This window comes from Wolbachia endosymbiont (group B) of Camptogramma bilineatum (genome assembly GCF_947251825.1).
Lineage (GTDB): Bacteria > Pseudomonadota > Alphaproteobacteria > Rickettsiales > Anaplasmataceae > Wolbachia.
Map to the genome: position 1 here is coordinate 1232935 of NZ_OX366391.1, position 16623 is coordinate 1249557.

The following is a 16623-nucleotide window of genomic DNA, read 5'->3' on the forward strand; positions in this document are numbered from 1 at the left end:
GTCAGATATGAGTATAACACAAAAAAAAATACTAAAACCAAAGTTGGGTTGCAAAACAATTAGGGAATGTATCACAGGCATGTAAAGTGATGGGATATTCGAGAGATACATTTTACCGTTTTAAAGAACTGTATGAAGCAGGAGGAGAAAAAGCATTATATGAGATAAACAAAAGCAAACCATTACTTGCCAATAGAGTACCAAAGGATACAGAAGAAGCAGTAGTTAAAATAGCAGTAGAGTTTCCAGCATATGGACAAGAAAGAGCAGCTAATGAGTTAAAGAAAAAAGGAATTCTAATATCTGCTAGCGGGATAAGGTCAATATGGCAAAGAAACGACCTCGAAAATTTTAAAAAGAGATTGAAAGCACTGGAAGCGAAGGTGATCCAAGACGGTATAATTTTGACAGAGGAGCAAGTTGCTGCTTTAGAAAAAACCAAGGAACAAAAAGAGGCCAATGGCGAAATTGAGACACAACACCCTGGATACTTAGGTAGTCAAGATACCTATTATGTAGGTAATATCAAAGGTATTGGACGAATTTATCAACAAACTTTTATTGATACCTACTCTAGAGTGGCCTTTGCTAAACTTTATACGGAGAAAACTGCTATCACAGCTGCAGATCTTCTCAATGATAGAGTTATACCATTTTTTGACGAACAGAAAGTTCCATTGCTACGCATTTTAACTGATCGTGGTACAGAGTATTGTGGCAAGCCAGGAAATCATGCTTACCAGTTATATTTGGGAGTAGAAAATATTGATCATTCTAGAACCAAAGCTTACTCTCCACAGACTAATGGTATATGTGAAAGGTTTCATAGAACTATGCAAGATGAATGTTACAATATTATCTTCAGGAAAAAGATTTATAGTACTTTGGAGGAGCTTCAGTTAGATGTCGATCATTGGTTGCATTCTTACAACAGAACTAGACCTCATTCCGGTAAGTATTGCTATGGTAAGACTCCTATGCAGACCTTTTTTGATAGTATGCATATTGCTTACCAAAAAAATATTGATAACATTAAAACAGATTCTGATATCGGTTTTGACTTCGTCGATTCTTCTGTCAGATAATTCATGACTGTCAGATCAAGTCTAAACTATTACACACAAGGATATTGTAGAATTTTTTATCGATCAACAAGGATTAAGTGTTAATGAACAAGGGGAAAATAAGTGGATGCTGCTGCAAGCAATAGCCTTAATGTTGTACAATACTTGATTGAAGAAAAAGAAGCTACTATTGATAGCAAAGATAGAAATAATTGGACAGCTTTACATCATGCTTCTAAAGGAGGTCATATTGAGATTGTAAAGTTTCTTAGAGCCTGTTCATAATCTTTTCAGAAGCAAAGCAGCGAAAGCAAGAAAGAGCATTTGTAGGCTAGTGTTGAGTTTCCGCTCGCAATTTTTCCACAATCGCCTACATTTTTGCAACCAAGCAAAAGATCTCTCAACAACCCATCTTTTCGGCAATACGACAAAGGTGTGTAATTCGTTTCGCTTTATTATAGCGCTTCCCATAATAGTCCAAAAAGAGTAAGATGTAGATTTATAGTAGTGAAGGTAAGGATGCCAGTAGCATATAGTTATGACTTAAGGAAAAAGGTAATGGAAGCGTTGGATGAAGGGGAGAGTGGAGAAACTGTTGCCAAGAGATTTAAGATCGGAAAAACAACTTTATATGAGTGGAAGAAAAGACGTGAGAAAACGGGAGATTTTCAGTCAAAAAAGCCTGGAAGCGTGGCATAAAATTACCGACTGGAATGCATTTGCCGAATTTGCAAATGAGCAAGGTGGCAAAACTCAGTCAGAGATGCTGGGGCAATATTAGTAGACAAACAATTCATCGAGCACTTAAAAATATAGGATTCACAAGAAAAAAAAGACCTACGGATATAAAGAAAGAAATGAAGAAAAGCGAGCTCAATTTTCAAAGGTTATAGCAACAAAAGAACCTAAAGAATTAGTGTATATAGATGAGTCTGGCATTGATAACACTGAACCTATGGGTATTGCCAGAAAGGACAGCGGTTTTATGCCCTAAAATCTGGGAAGAAAACTCAACGAATTAGCATGGTTGCAGCCTTAAGTGGAAGAAAAATAATTGCTCCGTTAACCTTTGAAGGCCACTGCAATATGGATATCTTTAATAAATGGTTTGAGCAGTTTCTGACACCGATTTTGGAACCTGGACAAACTGTTATCCTTGATAATGCTACTTTTCATAAGTCTAATAAGATTACCGAACTTGCTAAAGGGGTTGGTGCAGAAATTTTATATCTGCCTCCGTATTCTCCAGATTTTAACAAAATTGAGCATAATTGGTTTGCTATAAAAAACAGAATCAGGAAAAACATTTCTCTATTCAAATCTTTTCGTCATGCTGTCGATTCTTCCTTCTTATGACCTTTTTGGACTATTATGGGAAGGGCTATACTTCAACGGTAGCGCCAATAGTTGCTTTTATTTGTGTTGCAAAATTTTCTCCTGTGTAGCCAGCATCAACTATAGTATTTTCTAAAATGGATGATAAAGTTCCATTATGGTATTACCAACCAAAAGCTGTAAGTCTGTATATTTATACATGAGAGGTCTGAGGCGGCTTTTGATGGTATGCCAACAGTATTCTATAGGATTCAAATCTGGTGAATATGTTGGAAGATACAGCAAATGACAGCCAAAAGACTCTATTAATGATTTTGTTTTAGTGGTCTTATGAAATGTAGCATTATCCATAACTATAGTTGTGCCAAGTGGCAATGTAGGTAATAACATCTTCTCCAACCATGTATTGAATACCTCTTTGTCACACCCACCTTTGAAAGTCATTGGTGCAATAAATCTCTTTCCAATCCACCCGGCTACTATACTGATTCTCTCTCGAGTTCTCCCTGGAATATCTGCATAAATTTTCTTTCCTCTTGGAGCGCGTCCATATTCTCGGTATAACTTATTATCAACTCCTGCTTCATCTATATATAAGATGCTGGAATGGTCTATTTTTGAGATTTTATCAATAAATTGCTCCCTATCTTCTTGATTGCGCTCTTGATATAGTGTGACTTTTTTTTAAAGTAATTTTTAGCTGTTTTAGTCTATACCAAATTGAGTTTATTCCAAATCCAAGATTTTGTTTCATCTCTGCCAGAGTATGATCTGGATTCTTTGTAACATATTCTTCGAGTATTTTGGGGTCTATTTTTCGAATAAAGCTACCGTTTTTAGATGGCTTGAGGCTTTCACCAGCAGCTTTCTTTTTTAACCAACGGTACAGAGTTGCTATTCCTATCTCCATAAGCTCTGCTACCTCAACCTTTGTCTTACCTTTTTCTATCATCAATACTGCCTTTTCCCTTAAATCCACACTATATGCCATTATAACTCAAATACTTTATTATACCTTTATCATTTACTTTAGGAAATACTATAGTTATAACTTGGGAGGGTTTACATATGAAATAACTGAATTTATACCCAGGAAATATCGAAGTGCTTTATCGTTCCGTCCAAAACAAAATCCAAGAATAACATGACTATCGCTGCAAATAATGTCTCTGAATTTATAAACGCTCATTTCAGAAATATCAACTATACTAATCCTACTCCGTAGTGATTGAAATTTTTTATCTCCTACAAATCTTTCAACATCTTCAACCCAAAAATCAGGATCATGCTGCCAGGGAGACCTAATAATATGTGGTAAAGGTCCAGGAGGACCGCTATCTCTTACTCTGGTCCAGTTAGCACCAAACTCATTACCATGACCGCCGCTTAAAATAATAATTGAACGTTGATCCTCTTGAATCTTGGATAAATGTTTGATTGGAATAGTAATATCACTACTTGTTATTTGAGTGTCTGCACCAAACTTCAGGGCATTATTGTGCTCAATTATATGCCATTTCGGTGATATTCTTTTGTTTTTTAATTCTCGGACCACAGCATCATGGACGTCTTCAAACCAGGCTTCTTCATAGATTGAATGTCCCTGATAACTGTCTCCTCTATATCTATACCCCGTTTTTCCACGATAAACTCGCAATCCCATACCAATACCAACAGCCATTCCAGTCAGTCCCATGGCTAGTGATATCCAGCTTAGTATCGAAGAAGCTTCAGGACTAGCTTCCTCTGTTGCACCGCTGGCTATCGCCGTGATGTCCGATGCAACACCAAAAACATCAATAGCAAATGATGGAGCCGAGGCTGAACTGATGGCCGCCATTACCCCGCCAGCCGCAGCTATTGATGATCCAGCTGTATACACTGCAAAAGCAAGCCCTATCGCTCCAGCCACTATTCCAACAATACCCTGCCAGCTAAGATGACCTGACGGGTCTGTGTGGTTTATTGGGTCGCCAGCACAGTAGGCATAAGGGTTAATACCGCCAGCACCAAATGGGCTCAAGCTATCTGGACAGTTAAAGCGCATCAAAACTGGACTGTAAGCGCGGTAACCATTACCCAGATGATAAGTACCGCTTACCGGGTCAACACGTTCACCGTTAAAGCCTAGTAGTCTGTTGTCGGGTGTACCACTGCCGTAAGGTGACCAGACGTGGAGCTGACCTTCTTTGTCTGAGGTGCTAGCATTTTCGGACCACAATAGACTGTCATTATTGTCTCCATTCGTTAGAGTCAGGCCCTTGTCGTCACTTATAGCCAGGCAGGTATGACCTGTTTTAATCAGTCTGGTTTCCTTGTTTGCTGATGCGGTAACTTCATTGACCAGTTCAGCCCCACGGTAATATAATTCCACAATATCATTGTTGCCGGTGTTGCGGGTAATCAAGCGGTTCAACGCATCATAACCATAGGTGCCTGAGCGGCCATTGTTTCCGCTAACGCTAGTCAGACGTCCCATTACGTCATAGGTCAGTATTTTGCCAGTTTCATCACGGTTCATCCTACCTTCAGCGTCATAGGTTAGAATGATATCTACTGGATACTCTAGGTGTGAATTGGTGATCTTTGTCAACTGCGTCGGGTCACTACTATTGTCATAACTATACTTTGCTTTGTTTGCGCGCCCGTCAGAAAGCCAAGTAAACACGGATGTAAGGTTATTCAGTGCATCGTAGGTGTAATTCTGCGCTGTCATTAAATGACCATAGGCATCAACAGGAAGGCTACTACCTGATGCGCTATAACTGATTAATCGATTACGGTCGTCATAGTCATATTGCTCTTTGCGTAGTTCAACATTATTTTTCTGCGTAGTGCGTTCGGCAAGGAGACCATTTTTTCCATTTCTGTGACAATACCAGTGTCATTTTAGAGTTGTTAGTCAACGTACGCGTAATTTCGCGACCAAAGCTATCATAGTTTAGGGCGGTGGTCAGCCATGAGGTGGAGGCAATGTCGCGAACAGTTTGCTTTTTTAACCGCCCCAAATCGTCATAAGATATGCTAACTATCAATGTATCATCGGTAATACTGGTTACTCGACCATGAGCATCCATACTGTACTGAGTCTTTTTGTCGGTAACATCGGTATAGGAGATAGGAGCCCCATTTAGTGTATAAGTATACTTTGCTTTACGGTTCTGCCCATCATGCGAAAATGCCTCCTCCTTTAGCTTACCGGCCTTTGACCAGGTATTCTCAAGCTTTGAGCTGGCTTCCTGAGCTTCCAGCAATTTCCCGGTTTTCTTATTATAGTTGAATGTTTGGGTGATACCATCAGTAACAATGCTGCTAACTAAATTGCCCAGTGCTGGAATGTAGTTGTATTTCACAGTTTTACCAGATGGTAGGGTAACAGTTGACGGCCCTGGCGATGCTCCCTGATAACTGTATAAAGTGGTGCGACCACCGCTAACACATTTTGTTATCCTTCCCAGACTGTCAAAAGTTTGAGTGCCAAGCTTCCAGGTCCGGAAAGTACCATTAGTATCACGCCCAGAGACGCTTATGGAAACGACCTGATTACCGGTTAGGTGAGGTGCATAGGTTCGGCTCACGATAGTACCATCAGGCAGAATTTGTGTTAACACTCGACCATATTCATCATAGGTTCTTTTCGTAATATGACCCAGTTCATCTTTTTCCTCACATAGCTGGCCGAGCCCGTTCCAGGTATAGTGGCTCGAGCTGTATATTTGTTTGCCGTTTGGGTCTTCTTTTAGTACTTTACTAATCGGCAGTTGACTTTTTTCATCCAGTACCGTGGTTATGCTGCCGCTTGTTATACCTGTGGCTTGGCTATAAACCGTCTGGGTGAGAGTAATGGGGTCAGTCTGTTGCAGTGTTTTTCTACCGTCAGAAAATGCAACTTCTTTCTTTTCTCCCCATCCACCATAGGTAACGTTTGATGTCAAAGGGAAAACATCGGTACCACCTGGCAGCCAGTCCCTTACCGTGCAGGAGATTACTTCACCTAGAGGATTATGGTGCAGAAAAAGCCTCCATACCACGCAGCAGTATCTACATCAAATCTTTGCTGATTGATAGCACGTCCAGCACCGTCAAAATGCGTTTTATTTTTATTCCCTGATGCATCAGTTTCTATTGAATAGGGACCTTCTTCTTTACTAATACCATATTCCCATGTGCTGGTATTTTCATACTCGGAATCTGGACATAAGGTACGGCGTGTTATTCGACCCAGAGTGTCATAGCAATAACGAATCTCCACATTTTGTGGAGTGATTTCAGACATCACTGTGCCGTGCCACATATGCCGAACTGTCGTTTTTTTTTTGCGGTTAAACCATCGTGTCCATTGAACTCACGGCATTCTAGGATTTGATCGGATGCCTTACTAATTACATACGTAAATATCTCTTTGCTTGTAAACGTTCTTGCTTGGTTGATATCGGGTGTCAAAGTAACATCTTGGCAATTAATTCGACCATATAGTGCTGATAATCTTTTTTCAGAGTAATAGGTATTATTAGTCAGGCTACTTCTATTACCTATAGTCTGCTCCATAGTCTTCTGCACTACTGCGTATCTGTTACTCGTTAATGACTCCAACTTCTGCCAACTGTAACGAGTCATGCTTGCTGGTTCATTACCACTTTTTTTTCGGTGGTGTAACAGTTTGTATTTTTAAATACCGGGTAAACCCATACGGGTCTGCCGGACAGTTACTTCCTTCTCCTGTTGCAGGATAATAGGTATATTCACTAATCGTCCCGTCCGACGTTTCCTGGTAAACAGGATTTCCAATTCATCAAATTGATAATGCGTCACCATGGTACGGGAGGAGGTTACACATTGCTCGCTGAGCTCAGACCAAGACTCTGTCCGCTTTTTTGGTAATGCATACTGGGTGTGTTGGTTATTAAAATTGACACCCGCTTTTGCGTAATACTCGGTTTCACTGACGTATTTTTTTCCTTTCCTAACAATTGTTTCAGATATCAGTAGGTGATAGGAGTTATAACGCCTGGTTACCTTACTTAACCCATCTGCATTTTGATGTTCCGCAGTTGAACCATATTGATAATTGGCAAGCAGTATATTCAACATCTGGTCCTGGTCCGGTTGCCACTGATTGAAAGGAGCATCTTTCCCCAGATAATTTTCTTGCGTGTAAGACCATATAGTAACACTTGGAGGATTCCCCCACCAGGAATAAGCGTGTGCTGATGTACACATGGTAGTGGAGTTAGATTGGCAGTATCAGGAAAAGCCATTCTGTCTTCAGCTTGAGTATAGTAGCTAACTTTTTCTATCAGCCCAGTGGGTGAACGAACATCTGTAATCGCCAAATAATTTTTTTTGTGGACCAATATACTCGTATCCAAAGGACCAGACCAGACCGGGGTTAACTGCCTCACTGGTAACTTTTTCTAGCATTCCATTATGGAACTTAAAGATAATTTTATAACTAAGATTTGCCTTCCCCGGTAAAAGTGTGAATATGGTATCAGCCGAAGTAATATCAGGATAGGTTACAGAGCACAAAAGTGTTCCTTCATCATCGGTTATCTGGGTTAGCCTAGCCGGAGAGAAGGAGGAATCCCAGGTTAAGTTCAGTGTTCGTCCATCAGCGGATGAAATCTGTGAGGGAACATAAATTTCACCGCTACGTAGGGATAGATGTTCTATGAGGCCAGATTTACAGATAATCTGACAGGTGTTGTTATCTAGTTTTTTAAAGATAAAGCTTTTGAGTTTTTGTTGTTGCACCTGATCATTGTTACCCATTCGGTATTCTTCACCATTGGAAAGCAACAACTGTCTGGTGTTTTTATCATACCGGGAGAAGTTCAAGCGAAATCCTTTCCCGAAACCATTATCGACTGTGGATAAAGGTGAATACAGTAGGGTAAGTGACAGCATTGGTCCCATTAGTGCATTGGCTTGAGCGTTTGCTAGCGGCAGGTGAACATTAAAAAGTCCGGTGCGTGGATCGACGCTACCTTGAACAGCGCTGATGAAATTACCAGCACTAGTATAATACGATGGTGTATACATAATACTTTATCATTCTCCATTTACATATAATATTGGCCATAAATGCTCATTATTAGGTGCTTCGATTGTAACAACTCCGCCATTTCCATAATTATCTATTACATTTAACTTAATCAATTTACCTTGATCTTCCCATTCATATTTGATTATATCAGGCCATGGGATGCGGTGATTACAGATATCTACGGTGATAGAACCATCATCTAAGTTTTTCTCCCAATAATGTCTTGTATCGTTTACGCCAATCTCGTAATGGTATAAATAACCTCTCGCACTACTATTATCATGAACATTGATTTTACTATTAGAACTTAATCCATAAGTTTTTTGATTAACAAATATAAACTGAGCATCGAAATTAGCACCCCCTGTTCCCCGAATCATGTCAGGTTTCATGTTATCCGGAAAGTTACATGAAGACAGGTTTGCATTATTCCTAATTGGACTAACTAATTTAAATGCATTCCATATTCTACAAGCGCAGGTTTAATAGTAAACCTTTTCTTTGAACTAACTCCTACATACCACACAGATTCTTCTGGGTCATTAAGACTTCGCCTTACTGCCATATTAGAAACAATTTTACTGAAATCATCTATACTTTTAGGCATGCCATCTAATTTTATATTTTGTCGTAGGCTATAATCAATTTTTGGTAACGCATTAACAGTAACAGACATGGTGTCAATGCTAGTCGAATTATCTGCTGTGGTAAAATGTTTACCGTTATTGGTATCCACACTGACTGCGATACGCTCAGTTTCTCCCTTTGTCAGGTTAGCATATACATACATACAGATAATAACAGTACCTTCATCATTTACACTAAAACATGAAGTCTTTGAAGCTGAATTTACCCCAACTTCTCCGCAATAATCATTTTTGTCACCAGTAAAACACCAGCCGCTGTTGCCTTTACGGTTAAGCTTTGAGTCAGATTGAGCATAGCGTAAGTTTAATATACTAATCCACGTATCTTTCGAAAAGTGAAGAGGTTTATCTTCATCACCAACTTTCTTCGTTGCCTTTGCGGTAATTTCTACTTCGAGCTGATTCCTGCCGTTAGCGTATATCTTAGGTGATAGATTTCCGGTTGACACTTTTATTTTCAGATTATCCATGTTTTCGATGTCATTCGGATTGTCAAACTGGGTTATTTTAGTCATTTTTATTCCTCGATTAATTTATTGGTTGATAGATAGTCTTGTACCATCTATCCTCTTTCTGGAGATATATTACATTATTTTAAAAAGTCCCTTGCCTCGACACAAGCTGTCAAATGCAGATCACATTTAAAAAACTTTTTCAAGTTTATGTTATATATATACAAGATTGGTAGAAAAAACGTCCAAATTATTTTTTAAAAGTTTATTTTTATCAAAAAAGCTTTGAATTTTATAACTCTCTCATCAGAAAAAAAGTTTTTTCATAAACTTATATCATGTTGATAGCACATCAATTACTCTTTGATAACTTTCTATCATTGCCTTTGCTTCTTGCTACAAACATTTAATATTTTGAGGTGTTATATCATCCATCTCAACTGATGCAACTTTCAATTGTATTGTATTCGCATATATTTATCATCTATTACTTGCTCTAGAAAGTTAATTAAATAAAAACTTCATAGCTTTTTGATAATCAACACAATCCAGAGGCAAACATCACATTCAGTAGTAGCTTGACCCATCATGCCTTTCCAGATCATCATCTTTAATTAATCTTAGTATTCCTTCTATTTGATCGATGACTACCCTCATTTTTCTGTAATAATAGCTCTTTATATCCTTTTACCACCACTTCCAACACTTATGATTGACTTTCCCACCAAATTAAATCTTAACTGGCTTTTTTGTTCTACATCTAATTTCTGCTAGAATAATGGCAGGAGTGATTCCCACTGCCATTAAGTTAAGGGAAAGTGATGGACTGTATTGTAAAATCAGGTAAGATCCACAAATTAAAAGAAGTAATGACATGAGTAAAAAAAAGAATAATCATGTTTATAAAAAATAAATTGATGAGTTTAAACTTTATAAACGCACACAGAGCATCCTCAAAAGACTTCTCACGAAAAAGAAAGCTGCCCTTCATTAATGTATTTCTCCTGATTTTTAGAAAGAGTGTAAAGTCATTACAAGTAATGCTTAATGAGTTTGTTCTGCATACAAGAAAAGATTACACAATTACGGCAAGTGCATTTACTCAAGCAAGAAAGAAGCTAAAGCATACTGCGTTTTCAGAGTTAAATGATGATATAGTTTCCCTATACTACCAAGATCAGGAATTTAAAACCCACCATGGCTTCAGAGTACTTGCATTTGATGCTTCAATACTGATTCTGCCAAAGAGCGACAAAATAATAGGCGAGTTTGGCTCAAGAGCAGTATGGAATGGAATCCAGAGATTTGAAGACTATACAAGTGCAACCTTTGAAGTTTGCTACGATGTGCTAAATAATATTGCAATAAAATCTGTGCTAAGTAGAGGTGACAGCTATGAGGTTGATTTAGCGATCGGTATGCTTGAATCCATAAAATCAGACGATTTGTTAATCTGTGATAGAGGATACGTATCTTATCGATTTCTTGCTGAGCTTACAGGAAGGAAAATCAATTATATAATTCGCTGTCCAAGTTCGTCTTTCAATGAAATAAACGCTATGTTTAAGCCGGAAAGCCCATCTAGTACGGTGGTAGTGTCATTAAAGTAGCAAGACAGCTACGAAAGCTAGGATTACCTGATGAGATGAAATTCAGGTTAGTCAAAATAATACTTTCTTCTGGAGAAGTTGAAGTGTTAGTAACATCTCTGTTAGATGAGCAAAGTTTTACAGTCGAAGAGTTTGAGAGATTATATTACTTGCACTGGGGAGTAGAAACATTTTTTTCTAGGCTGAAGGGAAGATTAAATTTAGAGAATAACATTTTTTTCTAGGCTGAAGGGAAGATTAAATTTAGAGAATTTCACAGGAAAAAGTATTGAAACTATCAAGCAGGATTTTTGGTCAACTATCTTCATCAGTAATCTAGAAAGTATCATGATAGAAGATGATGAAGAGACATTGAGCGCACAGAATAGTAAACTAAAAAAAAGCATCAATAAATCTGTCTCATTTAATGCGATTAAAAACTTAGCCTTTGATATTTTTTCTACAGAGTCAGACATAGACTGCATTATGGATCGACTATCACAGTTATTTTTGATGAACACTTTAGTGGTAAGAAAAGGGAGAAGAGTTGATCGTCATAAGATATCTGATATTCGTTCACTCAACTAACAGAAAAGAGCTAGAAAACATGTGTTTTAAATTCAAGATATCTTTTCAGTATCATTGCATTAGTACATTCTTTGCAAAATAACCTGCAATTATTACTTTTTTAAATAACTTGCACTTTTCAGACTCCCTTTTCTTAAAAATTCACCCTAGTATTTACCATAATTATCAATCACTTCAAATTTTTTGTCCAATCTTAACTTCTCTTTCCCTTAACTTAATGGCAGTGGAGTGATTCCTCTGATTCCGCCTCCATCAGAAGATTAAATTTAGTGACTTTTTGAATTTGAACACGAATTTACTAATTTAAGAATCCTAATGTCATTAGCATAGTCCGGATGTGGGTCTAAAGATGCTTGAATTTCAACTTTTAACCCTAGATAAAAGGCGTCCTCTGCCAATTCACATATACTTTTACTATTAGTTTCATGAAATTTATTATTATATTTCGTTTTTGATGGGCGAGGATCATTAATTGCAATATAGCAACGACTATTAACAGCATTATAATAGATATCTTCTATATTGCCTTTTAAAGAATATGATTCTTCAATACCATCTTTATTTGTAAACCAACTGGAATTTCTGTCTAAAAAACGCACACCTTTGAGTTTAGTTATGCTATCTATAGTGCTAGGATCACCGATCATTTCAACAGTAACTTTTTGGTCAAAATCCCTAGCTTTTCTTATAAAATCACAGAAAATTCTATTGTATATTTTTATACCAGGCTGTTGATAGTTATCTAAAATAAAACCACAATAATTAAAATTATCTGACATTAATGTGACTTTACCACTTAACAAATAATTTTCATCAGCAAAACAGTACGATGAAAGAAAAATCGAACCTGCCAAAATACCCTTTGCCAGTTGTAATGTTTTTATATACTTCAAATATTTTTTCATGATGGCTTAAATCCTATAAATTTTATATAAATAAATCGATGACTCACTAAGTTGATGAACAATCTCAACCATTGTATTATATTTAGAGATTAATTAAATCTAACAGGTTTATGATCTGAGGGGTTTGGCACCTGCATCTGTAGTAATTGTACTACTATTGCAATGATAGCAGTTCGATGGATTGCTGGACCACCCACAATGCTATAGTCTAACTCACCTGATGATCGTGTGTTCTGCCTTGAATTCATTATATCGATAAACCTACCATTATTAGCACTAGGGAGATCTGACCTAAGTTGTGCTGGAGTTCTGTTGAAGTCTCCCATCACCATCCAGGTTTGATCAGGATAATATGTCTCCATATAATTTTGTATAACGTTTATCAGTTCAGGAGCTTCATTACGCGTTCTATTTGGTTCTGGATGAATATTAAAGAAAACACTATTGGCAATACGTATTCCTAAAACTGGTCGATTTATAAAAGTGCGGGATTGATAGTTCTCTGACGCAGCATCTATTGGTGTATGTCTAACTTCAGATGGAATGAGTACAATTTCACCTGCCCTTTGCCTGGAAATTATTGCCATATTTTGCTTAGTAGTCCCTTGACTCGTTCCCGGAGCTGACGGGGTATCTAAACGATTGTTGTAATAATACATATAAAAAGTTCCTGATCCAGTATTCCAAATATATTCCTGAACGCCTACGTCTGAGTTAGGCTCAAGGTCAAACCCTCCAAAGCAAATCTGTAATCGATTGCCGGCCGGACTAGACAATTGACTAGAAATATCTCCAATATTTCCAGCTTCTTGAATGGCTAAAATGTCTAATCCATAATTCATCAACACTTGCACAACATTCCAGCGCGGGCCGTTGGTATTCCATGTGGCTGATGTGAACTCATGTACGTTATTTTTTTGAGGTGGCTGAGCGTTACATATTGGCATAATAAAGCATGCAAGTAACATTGTGAAAAAACATTTCGACATTTTACTTTTGTATAATAAAGATTTCATGCCTTTTAACATATTACATCCCTTTTTTGATTAGAAGATTTTTTTTACTATCTTTTTTCTCTTAAAGCTGAATTTTCTTTTGTAGTTCCTGCGCTTCAAGTTTATGTTATATATATACAAGATTGGTAAAAAAAACGTCCAAATTATTTTTTAAAAGTTTATTTTTATCAAAAAAGCTTTGAATTTTATAACTCTCTCATCAGAAAAAAAAAAGTTTTTTCATAAACTTATATCATTTTGATAGCACATCAATTACTCTTTGATGATTTTCTATCATTGCCTTTGCTTCTTGCTGCAAACATTTAATATTTTGAGGTGTTATATCATCCATCTCAGCTGATGCAACTTGCAATTGTGATTGTATTCGCATATATTTATCATCTATTACTTGCTCTAGTTGATAATCAACACAATCCAATCCAGAAGCAAACATCACATTCAGTAGTGGCTTGACCCAACCTATTTTTCCAAATCTTCTTGAATTAACATACTCTATGCTTCTATCTGTTCTGCCAGTACCTATCGATACCAGTACAATATCATCATTTAGAAATAACCTCTTAGCACTTGCATATGCACAAGCAGCTGGATTATTGGCAAACACTCCGTCATCTATCAACACTCTCTCTGTTTGGCTAATTTTTAGACGTTTTGGTGTGAAATACGTTGGGCAGCTGTTGTAGCTCTGAGTGCATCTTTCAACTTAATGTTTTCTTCTTTCCAACTTTTGAAGAAAAATTCACAATTGTTGTGAATGTCATAACTGGTGAGCAGTAGATTACTCGCGACATCGGCCATAGTGCTTTCGCCGAAGTATTTGTTGAGAATAAATTCCATATTTTTATATGAGTACTGAGAACCACTCAGCCAAGAAGCGATTGATTTTCTCCAAAGTGATGCTTGAAAGATATATGCTCCATACTCTTGGTAAAGTTCAACCAAATCATTGGCAGAGTATTGAAGTTTATTGCTTTTACAAAGTCCAGCAACAATAATTCCACCGGTTGAGGTTCCTGCCATTAAGTCAAAGATCTGGGAAATTGGCTTTTTTGTCCTAGATTCAATTTCTGCTAGAATAATGGCAGGAATTATTCCTCTAATTCCTCCTCCATCTACAGATAAAATGTACTTTGTCATTTGTTATAGTTATTTTTGTCTCTGCTCAAGCTCGTTAACTTCTTCAGCAAGGTTTTTGACCCTTTCTTCAAGACGATAGATGATTTCTGTAGTCCTTTGATTTTGCTCTATAAATTTATCATGCATATGAACTCTTAAGTCGAGCTTAGCTAGCCACCAGATCAATGCTATTGTTTGTATCACCATAGTAGCAATTACTGCTACAGGAATCTTTCCTGTACTTTGGTTTTTCATGTTTTTGTACAAAAAGCTGTATACTAATATATACAAGATTTGTCAAAAATACGTCCAAAAAAAATCTTAAGAATTTTTCTTAAAGCTAACTCATTGCATTAAGCAAGTAATGTAAATAATATCATAGATATGAAATTCAGCATTTTTCGAAAACTATTAGTAAATTCGATAATACCAATAATATGTGTTATCTTTTTGTTTCAGCATTGTAAACCATCAAAAATTATACCAATAGAAAGTAAAACAACTAGTGAAGATAGAATAGCATTACGTATTGCAGCTGAAAGCTGCAATTTGGATAACATAAAATCCTTAATAAAAAATGCAGTAAATATCAATGACACCTACTATTTTGGTGCAACATCATTACACTATGCTACAAGTGGAGGCTGTTTAGAAGTTATAAAATTTCTGGTTGAAGAAGGCATTGATATAAATACTACTGATGCTTTTGGCTGGACAGCTTTGCATTATGCTGCACGAAAAGGACATCTAGAAATCACTAAATTTCTACTGGAAAACGGAGCAAATCCTCTTGCTAAAAACAAAGATAAAAAAACTCCTTTAGATCTTGCTGTAGAGGAATTAAATAATAATAAAGAAAAAAAAAGATATCTATGAGGAAATTATCAATTTACTTTCCCGTGCCTCCGTAACAGCTGTTATCATACTACGATAGCCCAGGTTATCAATTACATGCTCAGCTTTATTTATTATCCAACCACCATAAACTCCTTTGCGAAATCCCAAAAGGTTGATCTTTGCTTCGGTAAATAATTCAGGATTTCCTGCCATTGTAATGTTGAGTGTTGCTGTACTGCTCATCAGCTGATTTAATTTTGCAGATGCTGCACTTTGCGCTAAATCACTGCTTGCATAAACATCTCGCAGAATATAGCTTGGTTCTTGATCACCTATTTTTTCTGTTATAGTCTCTGCTTTTTCATAATCATACCAATAGGCAATAACCGAGCCATATTGATTACGCTCATTAAATCTTACTTGCCAACTTGTAATATCTCTAGGTGTTAAAGTAATAGTGCTTAAAGTTTTTCCGGTAACTGATTTTGCTTTCCCTTTTGAAACAAAAAGTAAATATCCTCCTGCAGGTTTTGCTATTGCTCCATAAATTTGAGCAAGCCTGGTTAAAAAATGCATATCGCTCTCTGCAGTCTGATCAATATGCGATATCATGATATTTGCAAACTCTGCAGCAACTTTAGCTTGATAGCCATGTTTGTTTGCAATTTTTTCCACTAAATCATTTAAAGTAATTTGATGCCACTCATTAAACACTTGTTCCTTTAAAGACTGTTTTAAATCTGCTGCATAACTCTTAATCTTTAGCACCTGTGTGGACCTTGTAGCGTAATTTCATTCACTATGTAATCTCCCATTGGCACAATACCAGTTTCTTTATATCCAAGTAAAATATTCAGCTTTGCTCCAGTTCTAGGAATCTCAAATAACGAATCACGGTCATCAAGGTGAATTATAGCAGTATCGCTTATTACTCCAGCTTCATCAGTAATATGAATTGATACTAACCGACTCTTTATCAACTCAGTGATGGAAATTCCTTCTACTGAAATACTAAAATCTGGTGTCAC

General features: G+C 36.9%; 16 protein-coding genes and 5 pseudogenes. 5 read left to right on the plus strand and 16 right to left on the minus strand.

The window, feature by feature from the left end:
* Positions 1-47 precede the first annotated feature (47 nt).
* A pseudogene (locus tag OPR44_RS06190) lies at positions 48-1085 on the plus strand (IS481 family transposase); the annotation flags it as partial.
* Between the two features lie 102 nt (positions 1086-1187).
* On the plus strand, positions 1188-1349 hold the full coding sequence (locus OPR44_RS06195; RefSeq protein WP_265014714.1) for an ankyrin repeat domain-containing protein: 162 nt from the start codon (positions 1188-1190) through the stop codon (positions 1347-1349).
* Here OPR44_RS06195 and OPR44_RS06200 read toward each other — a convergent pair.
* Positions 1344-1523: pseudogene (locus OPR44_RS06200) on the minus strand (transposase); the annotation flags it as partial. The gene OPR44_RS06195 and the pseudogene OPR44_RS06200 sit on opposite strands and share 6 nt — an antisense overlap.
* 60 nt (positions 1524-1583) lie before the next feature.
* On the opposite strand from OPR44_RS06200, the pseudogene OPR44_RS06205 reads away from it, so the two are divergent.
* Positions 1584-2420 (plus strand): annotated as a pseudogene (locus OPR44_RS06205) (IS630 family transposase).
* A 111-nt stretch (positions 2421-2531) separates the two neighbouring features.
* Here OPR44_RS06205 and OPR44_RS06210 read toward each other — a convergent pair.
* The 9 genes from OPR44_RS06210 to OPR44_RS06250 all read right to left on the minus strand — a co-directional run bounded on the left by OPR44_RS06210 (position 2532) and on the right by OPR44_RS06250 (position 9607).
* Positions 2532-3032, minus strand: coding sequence for an IS630 family transposase (locus OPR44_RS06210; RefSeq protein ID WP_213864029.1), 501 nt, complete (start codon positions 3030-3032; stop codon positions 2532-2534).
* Positions 3033-3042: 10 nt separating this feature from the next.
* Entirely contained in the window at positions 3043-3390 is a 348-nt protein-coding gene (locus tag OPR44_RS06215) for an IS630 transposase-related protein (RefSeq protein WP_213864026.1), read from the minus strand.
* A 54-nt stretch (positions 3391-3444) separates the two neighbouring features.
* Positions 3445-4620, minus strand: a complete 1176-nt coding sequence (locus OPR44_RS06220; protein ID WP_265014715.1) for an RHS repeat-associated core domain-containing protein — start codon at positions 4618-4620, stop codon at positions 3445-3447.
* Positions 4621-5218: 598 nt separating this feature from the next.
* Positions 5219-6334 carry a hypothetical protein gene (locus OPR44_RS06225; RefSeq protein WP_265014716.1) on the minus strand — a complete coding sequence of 372 codons (1116 nt, stop codon included), beginning with the start codon at positions 6332-6334 and terminating at the stop codon, positions 5219-5221.
* Positions 6335-6393: 59 nt separating this feature from the next.
* A complete protein-coding gene (locus tag OPR44_RS06230; protein ID WP_265014717.1) occupies positions 6394-6693 on the minus strand; it encodes a hypothetical protein in 300 nt (99 codons plus the stop codon).
* Positions 6694-7067: 374 nt separating this feature from the next.
* Positions 7068-7490, minus strand: coding sequence for a hypothetical protein (locus OPR44_RS06235; protein WP_265014718.1), 423 nt, complete (start codon positions 7488-7490; stop codon positions 7068-7070).
* 192 nt (positions 7491-7682) lie between these two features.
* Entirely contained in the window at positions 7683-8441 is a 759-nt protein-coding gene (locus tag OPR44_RS06240) for a hypothetical protein (protein WP_265014719.1), read from the minus strand.
* A 9-nt stretch (positions 8442-8450) separates the two neighbouring features.
* A complete protein-coding gene (locus tag OPR44_RS06245; protein ID WP_265014720.1) occupies positions 8451-8825 on the minus strand; it encodes a hypothetical protein in 375 nt (124 codons plus the stop codon).
* A 65-nt stretch (positions 8826-8890) separates the two neighbouring features.
* Positions 8891-9607, minus strand: coding sequence for a hypothetical protein (locus OPR44_RS06250; RefSeq protein WP_265014721.1), 717 nt, complete (start codon positions 9605-9607; stop codon positions 8891-8893).
* A gap of 833 nt (positions 9608-10440) precedes the next feature.
* On the opposite strand from OPR44_RS06250, the pseudogene OPR44_RS06255 reads away from it, so the two are divergent.
* Positions 10441-11721, plus strand: a pseudogene (locus OPR44_RS06255) (IS4 family transposase).
* A gap of 266 nt (positions 11722-11987) precedes the next feature.
* On the opposite strand, the gene OPR44_RS06260 reads toward OPR44_RS06255, so the two are convergent.
* From OPR44_RS06260 to OPR44_RS06275, 4 genes and pseudogenes are all read right to left on the minus strand, one after another.
* Positions 11988-12575, minus strand: coding sequence for a hypothetical protein (locus tag OPR44_RS06260; protein ID WP_265014722.1), 588 nt, complete (start codon positions 12573-12575; stop codon positions 11988-11990).
* Between the two features lie 140 nt (positions 12576-12715).
* A complete protein-coding gene (locus OPR44_RS06265) occupies positions 12716-13654 on the minus strand; it encodes an endonuclease/exonuclease/phosphatase family protein (RefSeq protein ID WP_265014723.1) in 939 nt (312 codons plus the stop codon).
* A 220-nt stretch (positions 13655-13874) separates the two neighbouring features.
* Positions 13875-14779: pseudogene (locus OPR44_RS06270) on the minus strand (patatin-like phospholipase family protein).
* Between the two features lie 9 nt (positions 14780-14788).
* On the minus strand, positions 14789-15013 hold the full coding sequence (locus OPR44_RS06275; RefSeq protein ID WP_262986626.1) for a hypothetical protein: 225 nt from the start codon (positions 15011-15013) through the stop codon (positions 14789-14791).
* A gap of 129 nt (positions 15014-15142) precedes the next feature.
* On the opposite strand from OPR44_RS06275, the gene OPR44_RS06280 reads away from it, so the two are divergent.
* Positions 15143-15634, plus strand: a complete 492-nt coding sequence (locus tag OPR44_RS06280; RefSeq protein ID WP_265014724.1) for an ankyrin repeat domain-containing protein — start codon at positions 15143-15145, stop codon at positions 15632-15634.
* Here OPR44_RS06280 and OPR44_RS06285 read toward each other — a convergent pair.
* Positions 15629-16363, minus strand: coding sequence for a phage late control D family protein (locus OPR44_RS06285; RefSeq protein ID WP_265014725.1), 735 nt, complete (start codon positions 16361-16363; stop codon positions 15629-15631). The genes OPR44_RS06280 and OPR44_RS06285 overlap by 6 nt on opposite strands.
* The gene (locus OPR44_RS06290; RefSeq protein WP_265014726.1) at positions 16357-16623 is read right to left on the minus strand and encodes a hypothetical protein; all 267 of its coding nucleotides are present in this window, start codon (positions 16621-16623) and stop codon (positions 16357-16359) included. Before OPR44_RS06290 ends, OPR44_RS06285 begins: the two co-directional genes overlap by 7 nt.